18 protein-coding genes are annotated in these 21,320 nt (G+C 69.2%); 12 read left to right on the forward strand and 6 right to left on the reverse strand.

The window, feature by feature from the left end; genetic code table 11:
- The first annotated feature begins 1 nt into the window (after position 1).
- The 3 genes from ACZ6MA_RS31200 to ACZ6MA_RS31210 all read left to right on the forward strand — a co-directional run bounded on the left by ACZ6MA_RS31200 (position 2) and on the right by ACZ6MA_RS31210 (position 2,470).
- A complete protein-coding gene (locus tag ACZ6MA_RS31200; RefSeq protein WP_469437937.1) occupies positions 2–1,135 on the forward strand; it encodes a DNA polymerase Y family protein in 1,134 nt (377 codons plus the stop codon).
- Complete coding sequence (locus ACZ6MA_RS31205; RefSeq protein ID WP_469437939.1) at positions 1,132–1,614, forward strand: macro domain-containing protein; 483 nt, start codon at positions 1,132–1,134, stop codon at positions 1,612–1,614. Before ACZ6MA_RS31200 ends, ACZ6MA_RS31205 begins: the two co-directional genes overlap by 4 nt.
- A 109-nt stretch (positions 1,615–1,723) precedes the next feature.
- On the forward strand, positions 1,724–2,470 hold the full coding sequence (locus ACZ6MA_RS31210; protein ID WP_469437941.1) for an SOS response-associated peptidase: 747 nt from the start codon (positions 1,724–1,726) through the stop codon (positions 2,468–2,470).
- A gap of 4 nt (positions 2,471–2,474) precedes the next feature.
- Here ACZ6MA_RS31210 and ACZ6MA_RS31215 read toward each other — a convergent pair whose 3' ends face one another.
- Entirely contained in the window at positions 2,475–2,906 is a 432-nt protein-coding gene (locus ACZ6MA_RS31215) for a hypothetical protein (protein WP_469437942.1), read from the reverse strand.
- A 561-nt stretch (positions 2,907–3,467) separates the two neighbouring features.
- Between ACZ6MA_RS31215 and ACZ6MA_RS31220 the strand changes: the two genes are divergently transcribed.
- The gene (locus ACZ6MA_RS31220; RefSeq protein WP_469437943.1) at positions 3,468–5,048 is read left to right on the forward strand and encodes a TROVE domain-containing protein; all 1,581 of its coding nucleotides are present in this window, start codon (positions 3,468–3,470) and stop codon (positions 5,046–5,048) included.
- Positions 5,049–5,089: 41 nt separating this feature from the next.
- Here ACZ6MA_RS31220 and ACZ6MA_RS31225 read toward each other — a convergent pair whose 3' ends face one another.
- Entirely contained in the window at positions 5,090–5,506 is a 417-nt protein-coding gene (locus ACZ6MA_RS31225; protein ID WP_469437945.1) for a hypothetical protein, read from the reverse strand.
- A gap of 813 nt (positions 5,507–6,319) precedes the next feature.
- Between ACZ6MA_RS31225 and ACZ6MA_RS31230 the strand changes: the two genes are divergently transcribed.
- The 4 genes from ACZ6MA_RS31230 to ACZ6MA_RS31245 all read left to right on the forward strand — a co-directional run bounded on the left by ACZ6MA_RS31230 (position 6,320) and on the right by ACZ6MA_RS31245 (position 9,121).
- Positions 6,320–7,039 (forward strand): hypothetical protein, encoded by a 720-nt coding sequence (locus ACZ6MA_RS31230; RefSeq protein ID WP_469437947.1) that lies wholly within the window; start codon positions 6,320–6,322, stop codon positions 7,037–7,039.
- A 1,080-nt stretch (positions 7,040–8,119) separates the two neighbouring features.
- On the forward strand, positions 8,120–8,440 hold the full coding sequence (locus tag ACZ6MA_RS31235; RefSeq protein WP_469437948.1) for a hypothetical protein: 321 nt from the start codon (positions 8,120–8,122) through the stop codon (positions 8,438–8,440).
- Between the two features lie 38 nt (positions 8,441–8,478).
- Positions 8,479–8,667 (forward strand): hypothetical protein, encoded by a 189-nt coding sequence (locus ACZ6MA_RS31240; RefSeq protein ID WP_469437950.1) that lies wholly within the window; start codon positions 8,479–8,481, stop codon positions 8,665–8,667.
- A gap of 247 nt (positions 8,668–8,914) precedes the next feature.
- On the forward strand, positions 8,915–9,121 hold the full coding sequence (locus ACZ6MA_RS31245) for a hypothetical protein (RefSeq protein WP_469437952.1): 207 nt from the start codon (positions 8,915–8,917) through the stop codon (positions 9,119–9,121).
- A gap of 123 nt (positions 9,122–9,244) precedes the next feature.
- Here the strand turns inward: ACZ6MA_RS31245 and ACZ6MA_RS31250 are convergent, their stop codons facing one another.
- Positions 9,245–9,709 (reverse strand): ParB N-terminal domain-containing protein, encoded by a 465-nt coding sequence (locus ACZ6MA_RS31250; RefSeq protein WP_469437953.1) that lies wholly within the window; start codon positions 9,707–9,709, stop codon positions 9,245–9,247.
- Positions 9,710–9,792: 83 nt separating this feature from the next.
- On the opposite strand from ACZ6MA_RS31250, the gene ACZ6MA_RS31255 reads away from it, so the two are divergent.
- Both ACZ6MA_RS31255 and ACZ6MA_RS31260 read left to right on the forward strand, forming a co-directional pair.
- Positions 9,793–11,154, forward strand: coding sequence for a hypothetical protein (locus ACZ6MA_RS31255; protein ID WP_469437954.1), 1,362 nt, complete (start codon positions 9,793–9,795; stop codon positions 11,152–11,154).
- Positions 11,127–12,287 (forward strand): hypothetical protein, encoded by a 1,161-nt coding sequence (locus tag ACZ6MA_RS31260; protein ID WP_469437956.1) that lies wholly within the window; start codon positions 11,127–11,129, stop codon positions 12,285–12,287. The genes ACZ6MA_RS31255 and ACZ6MA_RS31260 overlap by 28 nt, the downstream gene beginning before the upstream one ends.
- A 218-nt stretch (positions 12,288–12,505) precedes the next feature.
- Here ACZ6MA_RS31260 and ACZ6MA_RS31265 read toward each other — a convergent pair whose 3' ends face one another.
- The gene (locus ACZ6MA_RS31265) at positions 12,506–13,162 is read right to left on the reverse strand and encodes an ATP-dependent DNA ligase (protein WP_469437958.1); all 657 of its coding nucleotides are present in this window, start codon (positions 13,160–13,162) and stop codon (positions 12,506–12,508) included.
- Positions 13,163–13,514: 352 nt separating this feature from the next.
- Here ACZ6MA_RS31265 and ACZ6MA_RS31270 point away from each other — a divergent pair, with 352 nt between their 5' ends.
- Together ACZ6MA_RS31270 and ACZ6MA_RS31275 are read left to right on the forward strand one after the other, a co-directional pair.
- Positions 13,515–13,772, forward strand: a complete 258-nt coding sequence (locus ACZ6MA_RS31270) for a DciA family protein (protein WP_469437960.1) — start codon at positions 13,515–13,517, stop codon at positions 13,770–13,772.
- A gap of 682 nt (positions 13,773–14,454) precedes the next feature.
- Positions 14,455–15,333 carry a 3'-5' exonuclease gene (locus ACZ6MA_RS31275; RefSeq protein WP_469437961.1) on the forward strand — a complete coding sequence of 293 codons (879 nt, stop codon included), beginning with the start codon at positions 14,455–14,457 and terminating at the stop codon, positions 15,331–15,333.
- Positions 15,334–15,631: 298 nt separating this feature from the next.
- On the opposite strand, the gene ACZ6MA_RS31280 is transcribed toward ACZ6MA_RS31275, so the two are convergent.
- Together ACZ6MA_RS31280 and ACZ6MA_RS31285 are read right to left on the reverse strand one after the other, a co-directional pair.
- Positions 15,632–17,032 carry a DUF2399 domain-containing protein gene (locus tag ACZ6MA_RS31280; RefSeq protein ID WP_469437963.1) on the reverse strand — a complete coding sequence of 467 codons (1,401 nt, stop codon included), beginning with the start codon at positions 17,030–17,032 and terminating at the stop codon, positions 15,632–15,634.
- On the reverse strand, positions 17,029–21,309 hold the full coding sequence (locus tag ACZ6MA_RS31285; protein WP_469437965.1) for an SbcC/MukB-like Walker B domain-containing protein: 4,281 nt from the start codon (positions 21,307–21,309) through the stop codon (positions 17,029–17,031). The genes ACZ6MA_RS31280 and ACZ6MA_RS31285 overlap by 4 nt, the downstream gene beginning before the upstream one ends.
- Positions 21,310–21,320 lie beyond the last annotated feature (11 nt).

The following is a 21,320-nucleotide window of genomic DNA, read 5'->3' on the forward strand; positions in this document are numbered from 1 at the left end:
CATGACCCGCCAGATCCTCCATGCCCACTTCGCCCTCCCGCCCGCCGCCGGGCCCGAGCTCTACGAGCAACTCCTCGCGATCGCCACCAACATCACTCCGAACGTCCAACCCCTCCCCCCGGACGCCGCGCTCCTCGACGTCGGCGGCGCCACCCGGTACTGGGACCGCGACGCCCGCGGCATCTGCGACATCCTGCGCATCCGGACTCTGGCGCTGACCGACGTGCTCACGACGTGCGCCGTCGCACCCAACCCGATGCTCGCCAGGATGGCCGGCGCCGTCACCCCGCCCGGGACCACGACGCTCCTTGCCGAACACGAAGTCACCGCCTGGCTCCGCCCCCGCCCCGCCGCTTTCCTTCACGGTGTCGGGCCCGCCACGGCCACGACCCTCACCAAGCACGGGCTGCACACGATCGGGAATCTCGCCGACGCCCCGCTGCCCGCCCTCACCCGGCTCCTTGGCACCGCCACCGGGCGCTCCCTGCACGCCCGCGCTCAGGGCCACGACCCACGCCCCGTTCAGACCCAGCCCGCACCCAAATCCCTCAGCCGCGAACACCACTTCAGCACCGACTGCCTCGACCCCCACCAGCACCGCCGCGCCCTGCTCGACCTCGCCCATCAGCTCGGCGCCCACCTGAGAGACGACCAGGCGGCGGCCGGCGGCCTGTCTCTCATCTCCCGCTACGCCGACCACACCACCACCACTCGTTCCAGAACCCTTACGGAGCCCACCCACCACACCGCGCCCCTGGTCACCACCGCATACGACCTGTACCGGCTGCTCGGACTCCAGCGAGCCCGTGTTCGAACACTCGGACTGCGCGCGGAAGCCATCCGCCCGGCCCACCAGACCGCTTATCAACTCGCCTTCGGACCGGACGACGAGCGGCAACAGGCCATCGAGGCCGTGTCCGACCGTGCGCGGGCACGGTTCGGCCCCGGAGCCATCAAACCGGCAGCCCTCGCCCGACCGCACCCAGCACGCCGGCCGACGCCCAAGCACGCACTCCACGACCCGGCCCCGGCAGCAGCCCCCGGAACCCCACCTGCCGCCCGGCCCGCAGGACGGACATCCGCCACCGGTCGGCCGGGCCGATTGTCAGTCCCTGCCCGTACGGTCCGTGGATGAACACAGAGCTCGCATACGTCCGTGGCGACGCGACCAGGCCTGCCGGAACGGGACCGAAGATCATCGCCCATGTCTGCAACGACGCGGGTGGTTGGGGCAAGGGGTTCGTTGTTGCTCTCTCCCGCCGGTGGCAGCAGCCCGAAGCCGCCTACCGTCAATGGCATCGCGACCGCGCCACCAACGACTTCGCCCTGGGCGCGGCACAACTCGTCCAGGTCGACGCCGACCTGTGGGTGGCCAACCTGATCGGCCAGCACGGAATCCGCAGCCGCACCTCCACCGCCCGCCCTGTGCGCTACGAGGCCATCGACCAGGCCCTGACCGCCCTGGCGGCACACGCGACGGAACGACGGGCCTCCGTCCATATGCCGCGGATCGGCTGCGGGCTCGCCGGCGGGACGTGGGAGGAGATCGAACCGCTCATCATCCACCGGCTCATCGAGCAAGGGGTCCCCGTAACCGTCTACGACCTCGAGTAGGCAGGCTCAGCCGCCACCGCCGACTGATGGTGCGCTGGCGGGCACCCGCGGCGTGGCGACATCAACAGAACACCCTTGCAGCCATCGCCAGACCCGTAGGGTGGGGCGCGTGTGCGGCCGATACGTCTCCACCCGTGGCCAGCAGGACCTGGCCGACCTCTTCCAGGTCACTTCCTGGGATCCGCGAGAGAGCCTCGCCCCGAACTGGAACGTCGCACCCACCAACAACGTGTGGGCCGTACTCGACGGCCCCGACCCGGAAACCGGCGAGGTCCTCCGGCGCCTGCGGACGCTGCGCTGGGGCCTGGTGCCGTCGTGGGCGAAGAGCCTCGCCACCGGCGCGAAGATGATCAACGCCAGGGCCGAAACGGTGACGGAGAGGCCGGCCTATCGCCGTGCCTTCGTCAGACGCCGCTGCCTCCTGCCCGCGGACGGCTTCTACGAATGGGTCCCCGTGCCAGCCGCGGAGGGCAAGAAGCCCCACAAGCAGCCATACTTCATCAGCCCACGCGAGGGGCAGGTCATGGCGATGGCCGGGCTCTACGAGTTCTGGCGGGACTCGACGGTGGCCGAGGACGATGACCCGGCCGCATGGGTGGCAAGCTGCACCGTCCTGACCACCGAGGCCACCGACGACGCCGGGCGGATCCACCCCCGCATGCCCCTGGCCATCGCCCCGGACGACTGGGACAACTGGCTCGACCCCGGCCACCAGGACCCGGGCGAGCTCCGCGACCTGCTGGCTGCTCCCGCCGCCGGCCACCTCGACGCCCGCGCCGTGTCCCGGGCCGTAAATAGCGTGCGCAACAACGGGCCCCAGCTGCTCGACCCTCCCGAGCCCAGTCCCCGAACCTGAGCACTCACACCCCTGCGGGTACGCGCAAGCGGACCTGGGCAAGCAACTCCCGGATCCCGGCCTCCGAGGAGACCGGCCGGCGGCCGCGCCACTCGGCCAGGACCTCCACCACACCCTCCGCCGCGGCGTGAACCTGACCAGCCAGAGCCTCCGGCAAAGAATCGCCAGGCGAAGGGGCGGTGACCACGACCGGTCCGTAGAGGCTGTAGTCGAGGTCCAGCCCACGCCACGCGCACGCCAGAGCCCACGCGGCCACGTTCGGCACCTCCGCACCGTCGGCATTCACATACAGCACCGCCATGGGGTGATAGCGCGCCGATTCCGCCAACCCGCCCACAGCGACGTGCAACGCCGAGCTGCGCTCCTGAGGGACCGACGGCAGCTCCACGGGGCGAACGGTGCCGTCCGTCTCGATCACCAGAGCCTCGTGCGCCATGAACAAACCCCTTGTCATCGAACAGCGCAGCCGAACACCGCGCCGGTGACCAGACCATGCCACAACCGTTCGAGAGGGTGAGCATGTGCGGGGGACGCGAAAAACCCTTGGCGCGCCGGTTCACCGGCCCCCTACAGTGACCAGCGTCCAGGTGCGAAGGCAGGACCTACTTCCACTCTTAATGGGGAGGCCGCGGGTTCGAGTCCCGCCACCGGCACACAGGCCGGTGTAGCTCAGTTGGCAGAGCACCTTGTCGGTTCCGCCGCTTCGATCTCTGGACGCTACGCTTCACGCACCTCCCGGTGCGCGGGCCACGGCTACTTCGTTGTGATCGAATCCCACGCCGTGACCACATTTGAACTCGGGAGGCGCGGCACTGGGGCGTCCGGTGCGCAGGTGACGGTTACTTCTCGGAACAGCCGGCCGCGGGTTCAAATCCCGTCCCAGCTTCGGGCTGGTGTAGCTCAGTCAGGAAGAGCAGCTGTCTTGTACCGTCGCCGACCTCATTGATCTCGGACGCCCCTTCGCCGTGCTTCCCCGGATGAATTCGGGGGATTTCACATGGCACGCTTCAACGCCCGCGCGCCCAAGGCGGCCCGGCCGACCTCGCCCGTGACCACGACCGGGCACACCCGCACCCACCTCGGCGGCAAGGGGTACGTGCGCGACGACCGCTCGGAGCTGTTCCTGCTCGCGGTCGCCAACTTCGTCTCCCAGCAGACCTTCCACGAGAACGGCGCGGCTCGCGATGACCGCTTCGGCGCGCTGGTGCACAAGCTCGCTGTCGAGGACGCCGCCTGGACCGCGGGCCTGCTCGGGTGGCTGCGGGGCGAGGGCCAGATGCGCACCGCCGCCCTCGTCGGCGCCGCCGAGTACGTCAAGGCCCGCCTCGACGCCGGCGCCACCAACGGCCCGGCCAACCGCCAGGTTGTCGACTCGGTGCTGCGCCGTGCCGACGAGCCCGGCGAGATGCTGGCCTACTGGACGTCCGTCCACGGGCGGCACGTGCCCAAGCCGGTCAAGCGCGGCATCGCCGACGCCGTACGGCGCCTGTACACCGGCCGGAACCTGCTGAAGTACGACACGGCATCCAAGGGCTACCGCTTCGGTGACGTCCTCAACATCGTCCACCCCACGCCCCACCCGGATAAGCCGTGGCAGGGCGAGCTGTTTCAGTACGCACTCGACCGGCGCCACAACCCCGACACAGCCACCCCGCCCACCACGGACCGCACTCTCACCGCGCACTGTGCGCTGATGTCCGTACCCGTCGCCGAACGGCGCGCCCTGGTCACCGGTCCGGGCGGCGCCGAGCATCTTGCGGAGGCCGGCATCACGTGGGAGGCGCTGGCGGGCTGGCTCCAGGGCCCGATGGACGCGGCGGCGTGGGAGGCGGTCATCCCCTCCATGGGCACCATGGCGCTCGTCCGCAACCTGCGGAACTTCGATGAGGCCGGGGTCTGCGACGAGGTCGCCCAGCAGGTGGCTGTTCGGATCGCCGACCCGGCCGAGGTCGCCCGGTCGCGGCAGTTCCCCTTCCGGTACCTGGCCGCCTACCAGCACGCTCCCTCCCTGCGCTGGGCCTACCCGCTGGAGAAGGCCCTCGGACACTCGCTCGCGAACGTGCCGGCACTTCCGGGCCGGACGCTGATCCTGGTCGACCGCTCCGGCTCGATGTGGTCGCCACTGTCCGACCGGTCCCAGCTCAACCGCGCGGACGCCGCCGCCATCTTCGGCACCGCCGTGGCACTGCGCGCCGCGGACGCCGACCTCGTCGAGTTCGGCACCACCAGCGCGGCGGTCGCGTACCGCCAGGGCGAGTCGGTCCTGAAGGTGCTGGAGCGTTTCGGGAGCCTGGGCGGTACGGACACCACCGAGGCGGTGCGCAGGCACTACCGCGGGCACGACCGGGTCCTGATCGTCACCGACGAGCAGGCCTCGTATCACTACGCGGGCGACCCGACTGAGCAGGTCCCGGCCGACATTCCGGTCTACACGTGGAACCTCGCCGGCTACCGGCCTGGCCACGGCCCCTCCGGGTCCGCCAACCGGCACACGTTCGGTGGCCTGACCGATGCGGCGTTCCGCATGGTGCCGCTGCTGGAGGCGGGTCGGGACGCCCGCTGGCCCTGGGAAAGCTGAGCAGAAGTAGCGGCGTCGACCTGTGACGCGGCCTCGCCGCGTCACCAGTCCACCGCGCTTTGCGCCGCTGCATAGGCGGTGAGGAACTTCTGCGTGGGTAGCCGGACCGAGGGCTCGTCGGAGCGCGGAGGGGAGGGCGCGCCGGGAGAGCCGACCCGCTCGACGGCCTTGCGCATCCGGCGCTGCCGGTCGGCGTCGACAACCGAGTCGAACGGCGAAGGAGGCGTACGGCGGTCCGTGACGCCCACCATCGTTCCGTGGATCGTTTCGGTCCAGCCGAAGGTCTCCGTCTTCCAGCCGAGTTCTCGGGCCGCCGCGCGCAGCGCGGCGCGTACCAGTGCGACGCCACCGAGCGCTTCGGCTTCGTCTTCGGTCAGGCGTAGCTCGATGCCGCCGCCGTAACCGCCCGCGTCCGGCGGGCAGCTGGCGCGCAGCAGCGGAACCAGCACCTGCGTCATGACGGGACGGCGGGCCCGGCAGGGCTCGTACATGGGGGAACCTCGTGGTCGGCGTTGGCACGGGAGGACGACGGGCGCCTCTCTGACGGGCGAAGGCGTCCTTCAGACATCCTCTGCCGAAACATCCGCTGACGCGGGGTCCGGCAGAGGGAAATTCTGCGCAGATGTGTGCGAGGCCGTCGTGCTTGACGGTCAGGGCCTCGCTGCCCGCGGCCGCGCTGTTTGGGCCACCAGTCGGTGACCGGCTGGAACTGGTACAAGGCCCGCCCCTTGTCGTCGTGGTCAGCCGGACCAGGTGCGGCGGGGTCGGATACCAGCGCGCGGTGGAGGTTGCGGCGGTCGACGCCGAGCTCGCGGGCGCTCCGGGCGACCGGTAGGGGACAGTCGGGCGGAGGGGTCCGGCTGGCGTTCGCAGCGGGACCCGAACGCGGCCAGTGCCCCAGCCGTGGCCGCCTGAGCGCAGGGAGCCCGAGACAACCCCATGCCCCCCGGGCCCCGGGACGCTGAGGCCCGGCCGCGCCGCGACGCAGGCGACGACGCGACGCCCCGCAGGCACCGAGTCCCGCCCCCGCGCCCAGCAGGACCGGAGCCCCGGGACGCCGCGCTGGTGTGAGGCAGATCAACCTCTATGTGCGCCTCGGGTGCACACGCGCTCCGCGAGTCGCACCACGATGGGAGAGGTCACCACCTGGTGACCGGACTCACCCCCAGGCTGCCCAGCCGTGGGCAGCCTCGCGGGACCGCGCACCAGACCATTCGAACGAGCACCCAAGCGTCCGTGGTGACGCATGCCTACCGGAAACGAGGACGTCCATGTCTGCGACGCTTGCCGCCCGACGAGTCCTGCGGATCGCCTCCCGCCGCCTCGACGCGGCGATCCCCCGCCGGCGACCTGCCGGGCGCCGCCACCCCCGCTCGATTGCTACGCCGCTCCCTAGTGCAGGGCGCCCGACGCAGCGCGGCGTCATCGAGCGGCTCGCCCTGCTCGGAGCCCTCCTCGGGCTCTTCGAGGCCGTACATTCATTTGGGGACCTGTGGCCGCAGCGCAGCGTTGACGCCAAGGCCAAGCGCCTGTACGGGGACCATCTGGTCTACGCCGACGGCAAACCGGCCGCACCGGAAGACGCCGAAGCCGGCCGTGAGGTCATGACAGCCACCTCGCTCGGTCGTCGCGCGGTCTGGCGACACGTCGCCAGCTACACCGGGATCCAGGCTGCGACGACCGTCGTGGCCACGAGGGCCCTGGGCTACCGGGTGCCCGTCGCAGCCCTGCTGGCCGGAGCCGCCATCAACGCCGGGACACACGCGGCGATCGACCGCGGCGCTGCCTTCGAGTGGCTCGCGGACAAGACGGGCAACACAGGCTTCATCGACCACTGCCAGCCCCTGCGCTTCGACCAGGACGGCAACGTGGTCGCGGAGAAATTCGGTCCCGGCAGCGCATGGATGGAGCTGGACGCAGCGCTTCACAAAGCGATCGGAGCTATCGCGGCGGTCGTGACCGTGTGGCTCGCCACCCGCAGGCCGGACTGACCGACAACTCTGACGGCGGAGCAGGAGCCCCGAGCCGTCGCCGCAGGGCCGACGCGCCCGGGACCGGCAAAAATCACGGGCGAGGACCGAACCGGTGCTTCAATGGCCGCCCTCAGTCTCTCGGAGGGCGGCCGTCACCGGCCCCGCATCCACCTCCAGAACTCACGGACTACCGCGGCGATCCGCTCGTATAGAGGCTTCCTGCGGTGACGCGCCATCGCGCGCTCCCCTCCAGCGGGTTGCGGCCGTTGCCGGCGGCCGCGCCGGAGGAGGCCCGGATCGGACCCCCTGGGCGAGAAGCCCGATCCCAGGGGAGGCTCCTCGTGGAGGGGAGCGCACACACGGTGCGCCTGATCCAGGACCCTACCGCTCCGTTGGGCGCGTCCGCGGCGAATCTGCACATGAACCACGCGGTGGGGGTGGCACCTCTTCAGGGGCGGGGTTCATCGTGCCAACTTCCTTACGAACGGGGTCCGGTAGCCGCGCCAGGCTGTCACCGACCGCCGCAGAGTGCGCCCCCGCAGGGGGAATGCTGTCGGGCTGCGCGGGCACTACCGTCGGGCAGGCGTCGAAGCCGCTCCGTCGCGGTGCCCGTCGCGCTCGCCCGTGGGAGCCGACGTGGCGGCCTGCACCCTCCGTGCCTGTGCACCGAGCCAAGCACAGGGCAAGAAGATTGCTTAAATGTTTTGAGGGTGGTATCTTGGTGTCATCGCAGCGGCGACCTCCAGTAAAACGGAGGCGCAGCCATTGCCCCCGATCGACATTGCCCAGCGCCTGGGCTGTCGACCGCCTTCGTCAGCCCCCTGCCACCAGCGAAACCCTGCCCGTCAACACGCCCACCACAGCGACCAGTCGAACCTCCTGGGCCGTGGGTGGACGGTTGTGACTCGCGCAGCATTACTTCCATTGAAGGAGAAACGTGATTCAGGTTCCGTATGTCGTCAAGGCCGAGGATGGATTCACTCAGCATGGCGTCTTTCAGCCCGACTATCCGGGTACTGAGCACTTCGAGGGCCTGGGGCAGGGGGATGACAACCCGATTCCCGGCGTCAATCACCTCTTCCGGACGGACACGGGCGAGTGGATCTGGGCGACCACCATACCGGTACCGATGTCCAACTGGTCTATGAGCTGATCACGCCCGCTCAGGCCCGCAATTGGCTTGAGCGGAACGACCAGCATGACGCGACACTACGGTACTTCGGTAACACCCAAGGCGAGCACCACTCCCCTAAAGAGACCATTCGCGCCCAGGTCCCGAAGGGGATCAGTGACCGCATCAACGCCGACGCCGCCCGCAACAACATGGAGGCGGAGGACTTCGCCGCGAAGCTGATCGCGATCGCCTACACAAAGCGAACCATCGACCGGAACGCGCTGGCGTGGAAACTCGGCATCTGAGCAATTGACCAAGACCGCTTCACGAAAGGGAAATCCCTTTGATCGACAACTATGACGTGGGTGTCAGGATCTACCACCATCTCCTGCCTCACTTCACCATGACCGTGCTCGACACCGGCCCGTGTGAGGTCGACCCGGCCCGGCCCGAGCCCCACCTGACTTACAAGATCATCGACTTCGAGGGCAACGAGGACTGGCTCTGCGCCTACGACGTCCGCCGGGCCTGATCCCTCCAACCAGTGATGCCGGACCCTCGGGCCGCCACCTCAGGGGAGCAGCCAGCCTGCTGCTCCCCTGAGGCCCGAGGGCCCTACCCATACGAGGCGCCGCGGGGGCCGCCCCCGCCTCATGCCGGGCTGGCCGCCGCCTGTTGGCCGGGTTCTCCGGTACCGCTGCTCCCAGGCCGTCTGCCCGGGCTCCTACATATTCTGCTTCGGCTCGCGGTCTATGCCGCGACTTCACAGAAGGCTTCTCATGCCGTCCTCCCCTAAGAAGCTCAAGGAAGCCGTCTTCCAAGGGAAGGCGGTACAGGTCGAAATTGCTGGCACCAGCCACGGCCTTGCTGTGGAGCGCGGCAAACTCTTCATCAGCGGGTGTGACTGCCGCGAAGAGGCAAGCCTCGCAGAAGCCAAAGCGATGTACGCGATTCTGGGGGCATTCATCCGTACGCAGACGAAATAGCGAAGCCTGGCGCGGTGGAGGGTACGGCGGTCGACGCCGAGTTCGCGGGCGATGCGGGCGACCGGTAGGGGGAAGTCGGGCGGAGGGGTCCGGCCGGCGTTCGCAGCGGGCCGGTCGTGCTGGTCATTGGGCCCCCGGTCCGATGAGGTGGGCGTCGTCTTCCAGCTCCCAGGGGGACTTGACGTCCCAGGCTTCGCTGAACTCCTCGTGGGCGAAGGACTCGGCCAGTCCGAGGTTCTGGCAGAGCTTGCGGACCTCGGCAGGCTCCATGCCGCCCTCTGCGCCGATCCATGCCTCGCTCTTGCTGTCCCTGTGGAACTTGAGCACGCTCTCGGACATCCCGTCCACCGTGTGCAGCCCGCGGGGCCTGTTGTGCCGGATCGTGGCGGCCATGCGGTCGTGTTCGTGCGTCCGGTCGGAGTTGATCACGGTGATGGGCAGGCGCCCGCGCACGTTCTGGCGGATCGCGTCGTTCTCCTTTCCGACGCGGTGCCGGTGAAACCCGTCGACGATCTCGTACTGCTGCTCCTCTTTGGTCCAGGCGACGACCGGCTGCGTGTACCCGTGGGCGGGTGTGAACAGGCTCACCGTCGAGCAGAGCTGGGGCTCCCGGTAGCCCGGGTCGGTGAGGATAGGGGGTGTTGGTGAGCTGTCGGTCTGGGGAGGGACTCGTGGCGAAGGCGAAGCGTGGGGTGCGCATACCGTTCGTCCGGGACGCCCTCGGCGATCGCTACGACCGCTTCGCGATCGACGTGAAACCGAAGTCGCCGTACGTGCCGCCGCTCACGTGCGACGGGTGCGGGTCACGGGTGGGTGCCCGGCATGGGAACGCCGAAGACCCCGGATCGCGCTCGTCCCACTACTTCAAGCTCGAGGACCACAAGCCGCACTGCGCGTTCGACCTGGAGCAGCGCGGGAGGCTCCTGGTCGACGGATCCCTGGGCACGGTCGTGCGGCGGGGCGGTCAGTGGCGGCTGACCTGCCCGCCCCTGGAGCGCACGGGCAGCGGCAGTACCAAGCGGCCGCCAGGACCCGCCCGGCCCGGGGCGCGCGCCAGCGGCGCGGGCCCGCGGGCGACGAGCAAGCGCGCCGGCCCTGCGATCGCCTCAGCGCGGCGCATCGTCCAACTGCTGGAGGACTTCCAGCACGATCCCGACACCGTCGCCGAGTTCGCCGCCACCGCGCCGAACGGGCAGCGCGACATTCCCTGGGACGCGTTCTGCTACTCGCGTGCGAACGCCCACATCCTGGCCCAGGCGCTCATCGACGGCACAGCCCCCGCGATCCCCCACGCGGTCTGGGGGCCGGTCAGTATGGCGGACGCCGTCGCGGGGAAGACCGGCGAGACGTACGTGGTGCAGTACGCCGCCCGCCACCCTGTCACCATCGACGGCAAGCGCCTCCAGCTCCGTGTTGCCCTGCGCTGCGCCGACCCTGACTGGATCGGGGCGGGCACCCGCTCGGGGAAATTCCTCGGCTACGGCTACTGGAGACTCTTCCCCGCAGACCTGTCCCGGGCCCGTGACCGCGGCTGGATCGAGCTGCAACTGTGGGCGGACCAGCCCTGGCAGGTGGAACGCTGGGACCTCGACACCGCCGCCGAGGGCGTCACCCCCACCCCGGCACGCACCCGCAGACCATCACCTCCACGACGCTCAGCCGAACTCCTGCCCAGCCCGCCGCCCACGTCCTCTCCCCAGGATCCCGAACGCGCCCCCACACCCGCTCCGCCCAACCCACCGGAGCCGCCTGCGCTGCACGACGCGCCCGCGGAGCAGGCCGATGACGCCTCACCCCACGCGGCGGCGTGCACCGCACCCGCTCCCAGCCCGGTCACGAGCATCGCCGATGACGCGGACGAACGGGCCGGGGACCTCCCGCCCGCTCGCGCACCGGAACGCACCCCACAGCCGAACAGCTCATCCTTCCCGCCACCGCCCGCCTACCCACCAGCCGTGCCCCCGGCCGGGCCTCCCAGCCCGACACGGCGGTCGGCCGTACGCCGGTGGCTGGCGCTGTTGACCGGCCTCTGAGCGATCAGCAGCTCGCCGCGGTCCGCAGTCTGAGTACCCGGGCTGTTCTCACCCGTACGAGTTTCGTCAACACCTATCAGTGGGGGGCGTTCAAGGGCAGCCCGCAGCGGCTGATGGAGGACCAGTACGACGCGTTCTTGTACTTCGCGAACTGGGGCACCCGGGAAGTGATGCTGCGCTGGCCGGCCGAGCAGCTCCCGCTCCGGGTCGCCGCCCGCTACTGCTCCGGCGCATCGGCCCGGGCCCGGCAGCACGGCAGCCACGTCCTCCTCACGTTGACATCCGACCCGGAAGACGCGTACGGGGACTTCGCAGACCTCTTCGACACCGGTGACTATGGCCCTGGCCCCGGCCGGGAGGAGCAGTGGCTCCCCTCGATCGCCCGGGCACGTTCCGACGTCGCAGCCGGAGACTTGCGCCTGCTCTATCTCGCCTGGCTCCTGGCGCTGAACAACGACGACCTGGCCGAAGACGACATCGAGCCTCCGCTCCCCGCTGGCCTGGCGCACCTGCCCGACTCCCTCAACGACCTGGCTGCCTTCCTGCGCATCAACCCCGACTTGATCGCCGCCGCAGCCACCCTTCACCCCAACCCCAGCCTCGTCCCCAAACCCACCCACGATGCACACCAGGCCTGGGTGCGCGCCCTCCCCGCTACAGAGAAGGACGACATCCTCCTGCGCCTCCTCGAAGGCGAGGACCCCCACGCCGTTGCCGAACTACACCGCCGCTTCCGCGCCGCCCACCCGCCCACCCAGTGCTCGGTCCCCGAACGCACTGTGGCCCAGCTGCGCTCCGCCACCCCGGCCCAGACCGCCCTGCGCACCGAACGCGAACAGAAGGAGGAAGCGGGCCGACAAGAGGTCGCACGCCGTGCGGCCGCGATCGCCCAGGAGCAACGCCTGGCCGCCATGGAAGACGCCCCGGAGGCAGCCTGGAGTCGCGCCACCCAGCTGATCGCGAACCGGACCGGCCGCAACTACCCGGCCGCCATCCAGATCCTCGGCGACCTTGCCGTGCTGGCCGAACGGAACGGCACCACCGACACCTTCACCCAACGCTGCCAACAGCTGCGCCACCAGCACCACACGAAGAAGGCCCTGCTGCGCCTGCTGGACGCAGCAGATCTGTGAACCACCGCGGAGTGCCACGGCTGCCTGCCCTGCAACGTCACCGGGGCTGGTCGTCTCCCCTTGGCGCGCCCAGGTACCTCTTGTCGTGGCGCGTGGGGCTGGAGACAATGCGCGGGCCCGGCAGCAACATCATCGACATGACGATGCGCCTCGCTGCCGGGCCCCTGCTTCCTCTTCCACGGCGCGCCGCATCTCCTTGCCCGAGTGCGCCGCGCTGTTCAGTCCAGCAGCCTCAGCCGGACGACGGTGGTCGTCGCGTGCCGGGCGGTGGTGCCGTGTACGACCTCGACAACCAGGCGCGGTGGCACCGGCATGTACCGCTCATCCCCGACTGTGGTCGACGGGCGATCGTCGTCGGGCAGTAGCGCAAGCTCTTCGGCGATCAGGCTGCCGACGAGAGCGGACAGCCGGCTGGTGATGACGGGGGTGTCCCGGCCGGGCAGCATCACCACCAGGGCGTGAGGCTGGGCCCGGCTTCCGACGACTCCCACCACCACCGCTTCCCGCGTCTCGGAATGGCGGATCTTCAGCCACGCCCTGCTGCGCCCCGCGCGATAGGGAGAGGTGGATTTTTTCGCGAGCAGGCCCTCGAGACCAGCGGCGGGCAGGGTGTCGTACCAGTGCATCGCGAGCGTGCGGTCGTCCGTGGCCGGTACGGGCTGGAGCGGTGGGCCGAGCGACGCCAGGACTTCCTCCAGCAGCCGGCGCCGCTCCCGGTAGGCCAGGGCCCGTACGTCCTCGCCGCGCACGGCGAGGACGTCGAAGGCCGCGTACGAGGCAGGCCTGGTGCGGGCGAGCGCGGCGGCGCGGGCGGGCGAGGACAGGCCCCGCTCCTGGACGGCGGTGAAGTCGATCCGGCCGCTGGACCAGATCACAGCCTCCCCGTCAATCACCGTACCGGCGGGAAGGGCCACGCGGCGGCCGCGAGGTCGGGGAAAGCGTGTGTCACCAGGCGCTCAGAGCGGGTCTGGAGCACCACCGAATCCTCGATACGCAGGATGACCAGCCTTCAGCCGTCGAACTTCGGCTCGTACCACCAGTGGCCCGGCATCCCCTTGGGCACAGCGGGAGCGGACGTAGCTAGAGCCACCGGCACGGGAGGCCGCAGAACATCGCTCACGGCCCCTGCGCACTCACTTCCGTTCTTCCCGGTCATCCTTCGGCCGGATAAAGTGTTCGGGAATTATCCTGGGACCTGTACCCGTCTTGCGTTCGATACAAAGGAAAATGATCACGATGCTGGAGCGGCCGACATGGTTTGGCGACCTGGGCGCGTGGTGGGTGCCGGCAGTGGGCGAGGACATCGCCTGTCATGTCACGCCTGAGGGTGTGGACGCGCAGCGGCGGCTGTATGTGAAGTGTTCGAGCAGGGCATGGGCGACTCAGATTCACTTGATGGAAAGCGCCTTACTGTCGCGCCTGAATCGCCACTTGGTGCAGGAGCGGAAGTTCAGCGGGCTTGTCGCGCGGTTTTCTAGACGTTGATGGGCCAATGATCCTCAGTTTGTTGCTGGCCGAGCGGGAGGGGCGGCTGCGTAAGGCAGACGACCGGAGCCCGGATCGAAGAGCAAGCTCCGCCCTCGTTCCCGCAACCCGTATCGGCTGCGGTCCGATCGGGCGCGCGGCCCAGTGTTGATGAAGGCTCACGTCCATACTTTCACCGCTCTGTGGCACAACGTCATGTCGGCGCTCGCATGCCGGGCGAACTATCTTTGGGCTGAGGCGGCAAATACCTTTCTCGTCCCAGTGCCTGGGAACTAGCGGAACATCGCGCCGAAAGGCCGCTGCGCATACCTGCCCTGCCAGTCGCATATGTTCGGTGTGAACGAGTGTTGGGTCAGCCGGGGCTGACATGGAACCCTCTAGTCTCTCGCGTGCAGGAGAAATACCGCCATGCGATAGAAATAATGTTTAGAACGTCACACGTTCATGCTCGAGAATGCACGACACTGGAAGGTCACCCGCATACCGGATGGCTGGTCCCCCCCCGCCCGGGAAACCAGCGCCACGGACGGCTGCCGTGCTGTGCTGAAGGAGCCAGGCAGCAACGCGAATCCCGCGCAGTGCCGTGAGGCGTCCTGGTTGCAGGTGATCCATTGGTGGCTGTATGGCGTGTCGACGCAGGCGGCTTTGATCCTTTCCGCGCCGAATATCGCATGATCTGCATATGGATGGTTCAGCGCATCAGCGTCCTGCACCGGCTCAGGACCTGTTGTGCTCGCCCGCGCAGCGAAGTCCTGGCCCATTCGGGGTCTCGGTCGGTCCGGATGAGTGGGGTGACACGTTCAGCCGCCCGGTCGATGGCACACCCGTTCAGTTCGTTCGGCCGATTGACACGGAACGCCCTACATGGGTCGCCTACCAACAGCACGACTATCTCGGGACTCTGCACGCACAAACCCATATCGACGGCCTGTGGCACGTGCAGACCTTGTGCGAGCGCTACGTGGAACTCGACGATGCGGTCCGGGCTCTGCGCCGGCCGTCGGTGTGGGAAGAGCAACGCGAGCAGGTCCAACGCTGGGCTGGACGCCTTCTCGCCGACCCGGCATTGCTCTTCGTCGATGTCCAGACCACTGGGCTGCAGGAGGCATGGGCGGTCCAGATCGGTGCCGTGGACGGCGCCGGGCATGTGCTATTGAACGAGTACGTCAACCCGCTCGCGGAGATCGACCCAGCGGCCAGTTCTCTGCACGGCATTACCGCCGACCGCACCGCGGGCGCCGCCACGTTCAGCGCGATTCTCCCCCGCCTCACCGTCATCTTTCGCGGAAGACGGTGTGTGTCCTACAACCTGCCGTTCGACCGCGGGGTCATCGAGCGGGAACTCCAGCGCCATTACACGGCCTCTCTGCCCGTGCGGATGTGGCTGGGTGCCTGTCGGTGGGAGGACGCAATAGTGCCCGTGGCCGTGTGGAAGGGGCTGTGGTCGGCCAAGCGTGCGGCGTACCGGTATCAGCGCCTGCACGGGGTGTACGACGCGGTGAAGAACTGCCGGATTCTTTTGAGCAGGATCCAGCAGCTGGCCGGTACCCGGGTGACCTGACCGGCTGGCGGGGCACGGAGCAGCCGTGCGCTGCGCCTGTAGCTGGACTCTTGCGGCGTCGCACCGTTTCGATGGCGTTCGCGCCTACTGGTCAAGGAGGGATACGGGTTCATCCACGCCCGGATGGCCCTCGATGCTGCCGCTGGAGTTCAGCAGTACCCGTCAGCACGGGTAGGCGAGTTGGGCGACGTCGCGCTCGTCGACGCGCCCGCTGAAGAGCAGAGTCCCATGGATGAGCTCGGTTCGGTGGACGTCGCTCGGCCAGCGGTGCAATGCATGTCTCGGCAGTCACGGGTCGTCAGACGCTGGCAGATCGGAGCCGGGCATGGAGGTGCTCTCCATCCATATGTGATAGGCCAGCGGCGGGACAGCCGGAGTGTACGAGGGTGGTTGCGAGGGGCGTGGCGTAGGGGCTTGGGGAGCCGAGGAGGAGCTCGGCGCACAGGTCGTCGATGAGGGCCTCCTCGTAGGCCGGTTGGCCGGTGTCCCGCATCATGCGGCTCAGAGGTGGGTCCCACGGGGTGTCGGGGAGGTTGCCGACGTCGAGCGTGTGGGGCGTGTAGGGATCGGGGTGCAGGCTGAACTGGTAGTCGGTGCTGTGCATGCGCCAGGGGACCGCGTCGGGCAGGGCTTGGAGCATGGTGTTGACGTGCCGCAGCCCCGCGATGTCGAAGTCCGCACGCACCGCGATCTTCCATCCGGCAGTGCTGAGGCAGGTGAGGGTGGCGATGGCAGTGGTTGAGGGGGTGCCGTTGGTGCACAGCAGCCGGATGCGCTCGGGGTTCGCGCTCTTGAGTGCCGCGGTGGCCACGGACGGGTTTTCGGTGATGAAGATCCAGCCGGACTCTTCGTCATGGGGAGCGGGCCAGGTGCAGGATGCCAGGTGATGTGGAGCAAGGATGAGGAGGGGATCTGGTACCTCCCATCCTGCCGGGTGGACGTTGATGCTGATCAGGCCGTTGGTGAGGTTGTCGCAGTCGACGTTGAGCCTGGACCAGGCCGCGCGGTTGTCTCCGCGGGTGTCCGGGGGTGTGTCGCCGGCCAGTATGGCCAGGACGAGTCCGCCCAGGTCGGTCCCGCGGTCCAGGCCGTGGGGGTCGCCGGTGATGGTGCGGGCCAGAACCCGTCGGTCGATGCGGGTGCTCGAGCGCAATGTGGCCAGGACGGCCGCCGCCCGCTCCAGCAGGCGTTCGGGGTCCGGTGCTTTCCCTACCCGGGCTTCCCAGCCGGCGCTGCGAAGGGATTGCCAGCACGCTGCGGGATCGGGGCGATGCGGGGCTGCTGTGGGCAGTTTCGCGAGCAGGTCCTGGCCGTACTGGGCGAGATCTCGGGTACGTGCCGCGGAGGTGCGGCGGCTTTGTACGGCGGTGCCCAGAGGACGGTCGAGTGCGTGCGCGGCGACCGCGCCGGGGGTGAGGTGGGGGCCGTGGATCTGGAGGCGGGTGTGCAAGTCGGCGAGGTTGACGGAGCGGGTCTGGCCGGGGTGCAGAGGGGCGTCGCCGATCAGGCCGCGGGCACTGTAGCGTTCGGCCGCGCTGGCCGGAGCGTCGACCTTCAGCCGCCCGCGGGTTTGGTCGGTGTTACCGGTACGGTCCGCCCGGCGGGCGACCTGGCGCCACAGCCAGGTCAGATCGGGCACGAGGAGCGGTCCCAGATCCGCTTCCGCACACGCGCCGTTGCACAGGCCACAGCCGCTCACGAGAGCCGCTCTGGTGTGCCGCCGGCCTTGGGGAGGTTGCCGGGCATGAGAGCGACGGAGGTGCTGTGGGTGCTCATCGGTGCGGAAAGGACGAGATCGCCGATGCGTTCGAGGTCGTAGCCGTCGATGCCGTCCCAGGCATCGGGGGAGCCGTCCCACTGGTGGCTGGTGCAGATGATGTCCAGGTCGAGGCTGGCCAGGAAGCGGGCCAGGCCGTCTCGTCCTTGGTCGTCGACCTCGGCGGGCACCTCATCCAGCGCCATGATGCGGGGCGCGGTGGGGGAGAGTTCAGTGTGGGCGGTGGCCAGGGCAGCGAGCATCGGCGCGAGGGCCACCAGCCGGCTCTCGCCCTTCGACAAGGTCGTCCTGCTACCCCACCGCTCGGGTTTCCCCCCGTCTCGGGTGATCATGTAGCGGACGGTGATCCAGCTGCGGATGTCCACGATGTGCCGCAGGCGCTGCGCGATGCCTTCACAGTCGTCGTCGGTGGTCGCGCTGTCGCGATCGCCCAGGCGTAGCTCGGTCAGCACTTCCTGGCCGACGCGCTCTTGCTGTTCCGGGGTGCGTACGGCGTCCGAGGTCTTGCAGCACAGTTCGTGAATGGTGCGCAGGGAGTCCGGAAGGTCCCCGCGCAGCGGCAGGTCGACCCTGACGTGGAGCCCTGAGGAAGCGGCGGCGAGTGCCATGTTCGTGTTGACCTTCTTCGTCCACTCTTCGAGTTCCTGCCAGGCCCTGCCGATCGCCGAAGGGAGACAGCCCACGACGAATTGCTCGATGACCTTGTCCTCGACGGCGTTGAAGGAGGCGAGGGCGCGTTCTTGGAGCGATCGTGCGGCGAGCACGGCCTGTGGTGGGGCGTAGTGCCGGCCATCTCGGCTGAGTTGGTAGGCGGGGAGGTCCTCATGGGTGATGCCGTGGCTGCGGTGCCATTCCTCCTCACCTTGTGCGGAAAGGTGATCACGCACTTTGTCCCAGCACCTCTCCGCTTCGGCGACCGCGGCAGCCACGGATGCGGGGGCCGTGCACCGTGCGAGCAGTTCGCCCAAGTGGCACACAGCGGTTTCGTCCAAGACCTCGGGGACTTGTTCTGCGTCCAGAGCTGTGCGAACTCCGGGTGCGACGAGAAGCTGCTGGAGGAGCCGGCGCGCAGTGTCGAGGGCAGGACGGGCTTGGTGATGTCGATCGCGCGCTGCGCGCAGACGCTCATCGGTTCTGGTCTGCTCTTCGCGGGCTCGCTCGTCGGCTTTCTGTGCCTGTTTCACTGCCTCCTCCAGGCGCTGGGACTCCAGCGTGGCGTCGTCGAGCCGCTGCTGGGCCTGCAGCACCTGCGGGGTGCACTGCCGTTCGCGGGCGATGACTTCGGCTTCGGCCGCGAGGAGCTCGTGGTGGCTGGAGCGTGCCTCGACGACGGCGCGTTCAAGGTCGGCGTTCGTGTCGGGCAACTCGGTGACCGAGCGGCTGAGGTCCGTCATGCGAGGGAGGAGCCGCCGGACTCCTGCGCAGGCGCGCAGCAGCACATCACGCTGCTGGGTGCCGTCAGCGATGACCTGGATCAGCTGGGCGATGTCGGTCGGCAGTCCCATGCGCTCAGTGTTGGCCCGCCACACCGACCACGCCTTTCGGTGGGCCTCCTCGAGCTGCTGGGCTTTCTCCGTGCTGGCACGTGCCGCGGCACGGGCGGCGGCGTCGGCTTGGGCCGCAGCGGCGCGGGCCTGTTCCGTCACGTGCACGCACAAGATCTTCTGGGCGGGAAACCACGAGAGGATGCGGGTAGTGGTGTCGGCGTGGTCGTTCAGGCGGAGCGCTGCCGCCCGGTGGCGTCGGGCTTGTGCGTGCCGGTGGGTGGCGTGTCGGCGCGCTGTCTCTTCCCGGCGGCGGGCACCGCGTTGACGGGCCTGCGTGCCGATGTACTGGGCCGGCTCAAGCAGGGCGGGCTGGTCAGCTGCGGGGATGCGGGCACTGAGTACCCCGGCACGGTAGGTGCCGTCGCGTCCGATCACCAGTGCGCCGTGCGGGTCGCCGGCGGTTGCGATCGCGGTGGGCAGGAGAGCGATCCGGACCAGGACAGCGCGGATCTGTTGATCGAGTGGATGGTCAGCGGCAGGTTGAAGGACGTCGGCCAGAGTGCGGGGGAAGGCCGACCCATGAGGCGTCACCGTCCAGCGAACGCCGGCATGCAGCTCCCCGTCGCGCAATGTAGCCGAGAGCAGGCCGGTCGCGGCGATGACCGCTTCCAGCAGGTCCCTTTCCGGGCCCTCTGCGGGAGCGCGTCCGGGGCGCCACTGCACCAGCTCTCCGAACATCTCCTCGGCGGCGGGTACGTCCGATTGCCATGCCGGGCCAGGGAACGGCGGTAGTTTGCCGTCTCGCCACGCGTCTGCCTCGGCCTCGGCCGCCTCGGCCAGCTCGTCGGCGGTAGCGGCTTGCCCGGTGTGCCATGCGCAACGGCTCCGGGCCCGGCTGCGTTCCTTGTCGGCGCGGGCGCCCGTCTGCTGGTGCAGGCCGTCGAGGTGCTCCGCGACCAGTGCGGGTTCCAGCCCCCGCCAGTCTTCCAGCTGCAGGGCCAGTGACGGTGCGCACCAGACCTCGGTGTCCTGCTGGGCACGCAGTACCCGGGCGGGCAGATGGCCCTTGCCCCAGGCGATGATCTCGTCGAGCGCACCAGCTGCCGCTGTCATAGCCGTGTGAGCGGCTTGCTGGTATTGCTCGCGCTGGGTGTCGGCCAGGTGGGCGTCCTTGGCCGCCTCCCCAAGAGCATCCTGTGCCTGCGTATGTGCCTCATCCACCGGTTCATAGTCGATCTTCGCGGCCGCGGCCCGCTGGCACCGCGATTCCTGCGCCTGGGCGCCGGCCTCCAGTTCAGCGGCCAGCGCCTCGGCCGCGGCAGGGTCAGCGGTCACGTCCACCAGCTCGTCGGCGGGGAAGCAGCGATCGCCGATCTTTAGGCCCGGCAGGCTCCGGGTCGCGAGACGAACAGGCACACCGCCCGACGCGTACGGTGTGTGCGGTGCCCCTTCGAGGGCGGCCTGCAGGTCCTCCTGCAGCGCGCGCGCCATTTCCCGCACTCGGGTGGATTGCTGGAGGCGCACCGAGAGGGTCAGCGCGACGTTGTCGCAGCGGACCTCGTACGCCGCTGCACAGGCTGCGCGTGCTTCCCGGGCCCGCTGCAGCCGGTCCGCCGCCGACAGGTCGCCATCCTGACTCAAAGCTGTCACCGTAGCCTGGGCCACGGCTCGTTCAGCACACAGTCGCTCCATGTCCACTGCGCTGTCCTCGGCGCGGGTCCGGGCTGCGGCCGCAGCAGCCGCAGTGGCAGTGAGCTGTTGCTCGCTGGCGGCCAGGTCCTCGGCGGCGGCTCGTTCCGTCTTCAGGCACGCGGCGACGCGGCCGACCACCACTGCTGTCCACGCCCGGGCAAGTTCGTCGAGCCGGTCGGCTGTGGTGGCCTCGTACGCGTAGCGCAGACGGGTCTGCTCGGCGGAGGCAAGGGCCTGCCCGGTGGCGCTGATGACCTCCTCGCTCACCGAAGGGAGGCTGCCGAGCAGTTCCTTCTCAGCGTCGTGCGCGGACAGTACGGCCAGAAGGTGCGGGTTGCGGACGCGGTGGATACGGTCGGCCATCTTCCGAAGTTCGGCAGCGGTGCATCCATACACGCGCTGTGCCAAGTCCTCGACGTAGGAGTCCACATCCTCGTACACCTCCCCGCCAGCCGCTTCGATTTCGGCGGTGAAGGTGTCCCGGGCGACGGGTTCGCCGAACGCGCCATGCGCGGTGAGCACGGCGGGTGCCGTACCGGTGGCGCGAAAGGGCACCAGGGTGACGGGCGTAGTGGCGCCGTCGTTGAACTCCAGACGCACGCCATAGCTGTGCACCTCTCCGGGCTCCGGCCGGGGATCCTGTGTGCTGGGGCTTGCGAAGGCCAGCCACAGGTATCCGAAACGCCGCTTGCCCAATGCTCCGTCAGCCATCAACTGCGTCAGGGTGGTGTAGCGGTTGCGGCCGGATCGCAGCAGACGCGAGTCGAGCGTGAGCAGGAAGGGAAAGAGGGCTTCAAGCAGAGTTGTCTTCCCCGTGCCGTTCGACCCGCGAAGCAGTAGCCGGCCGGTCAGGACGGCCAGGATCTCCCGTGGGTACCTCCAGACGTTGTCCACGCCGGCGGCTACCAGGCGCCACCGATTGCCGAAGCGTGTCGGCGCGGCGGGCGCCACCATCGGCGGTTCCCCGGCGGCTTGATCGGGCACCGTGGCCCGCTCGGCGGGGGACTGACCGTGGTCCATGGGCGAGTGAT

The organism is Streptomyces sp. NPDC042259 (assembly GCF_055582085.1).

What these genes read in the sequence shown, in the direction of transcription:
- ACZ6MA_RS31285 (WP_469437965.1), bottom strand. Translation starts at nt 21,309, where the DNA reads ATGGACCACGGTCAGTCCCCCGCCGAGCGGGCCACGGTGCCCGATCAA.
- ACZ6MA_RS31230 (WP_469437947.1), top strand. Translation starts at nt 6,320, where the DNA reads ATGTCTGCGACGCTTGCCGCCCGACGAGTCCTGCGGATCGCCTCCCGC.
- ACZ6MA_RS31245 (WP_469437952.1), top strand. Translation starts at nt 8,915, where the DNA reads ATGCCGTCCTCCCCTAAGAAGCTCAAGGAAGCCGTCTTCCAAGGGAAG.
- ACZ6MA_RS31200 (WP_469437937.1), top strand. Translation starts at nt 2, where the DNA reads ATGACCCGCCAGATCCTCCATGCCCACTTCGCCCTCCCGCCCGCCGCC.
- ACZ6MA_RS31205 (WP_469437939.1), top strand. Translation starts at nt 1,132, where the DNA reads ATGAACACAGAGCTCGCATACGTCCGTGGCGACGCGACCAGGCCTGCC.
- ACZ6MA_RS31225 (WP_469437945.1), bottom strand. Translation starts at nt 5,506, where the DNA reads ATGACGCAGGTGCTGGTTCCGCTGCTGCGCGCCAGCTGCCCGCCGGAC.
- ACZ6MA_RS31275 (WP_469437961.1), top strand. Translation starts at nt 14,455, where the DNA reads ATGGATGGTTCAGCGCATCAGCGTCCTGCACCGGCTCAGGACCTGTTG.
- ACZ6MA_RS31220 (WP_469437943.1), top strand. Translation starts at nt 3,468, where the DNA reads ATGGCACGCTTCAACGCCCGCGCGCCCAAGGCGGCCCGGCCGACCTCG.
- ACZ6MA_RS31270 (WP_469437960.1), top strand. Translation starts at nt 13,515, where the DNA reads ATGATCACGATGCTGGAGCGGCCGACATGGTTTGGCGACCTGGGCGCG.
- ACZ6MA_RS31215 (WP_469437942.1), bottom strand. Translation starts at nt 2,906, where the DNA reads ATGGCGCACGAGGCTCTGGTGATCGAGACGGACGGCACCGTTCGCCCC.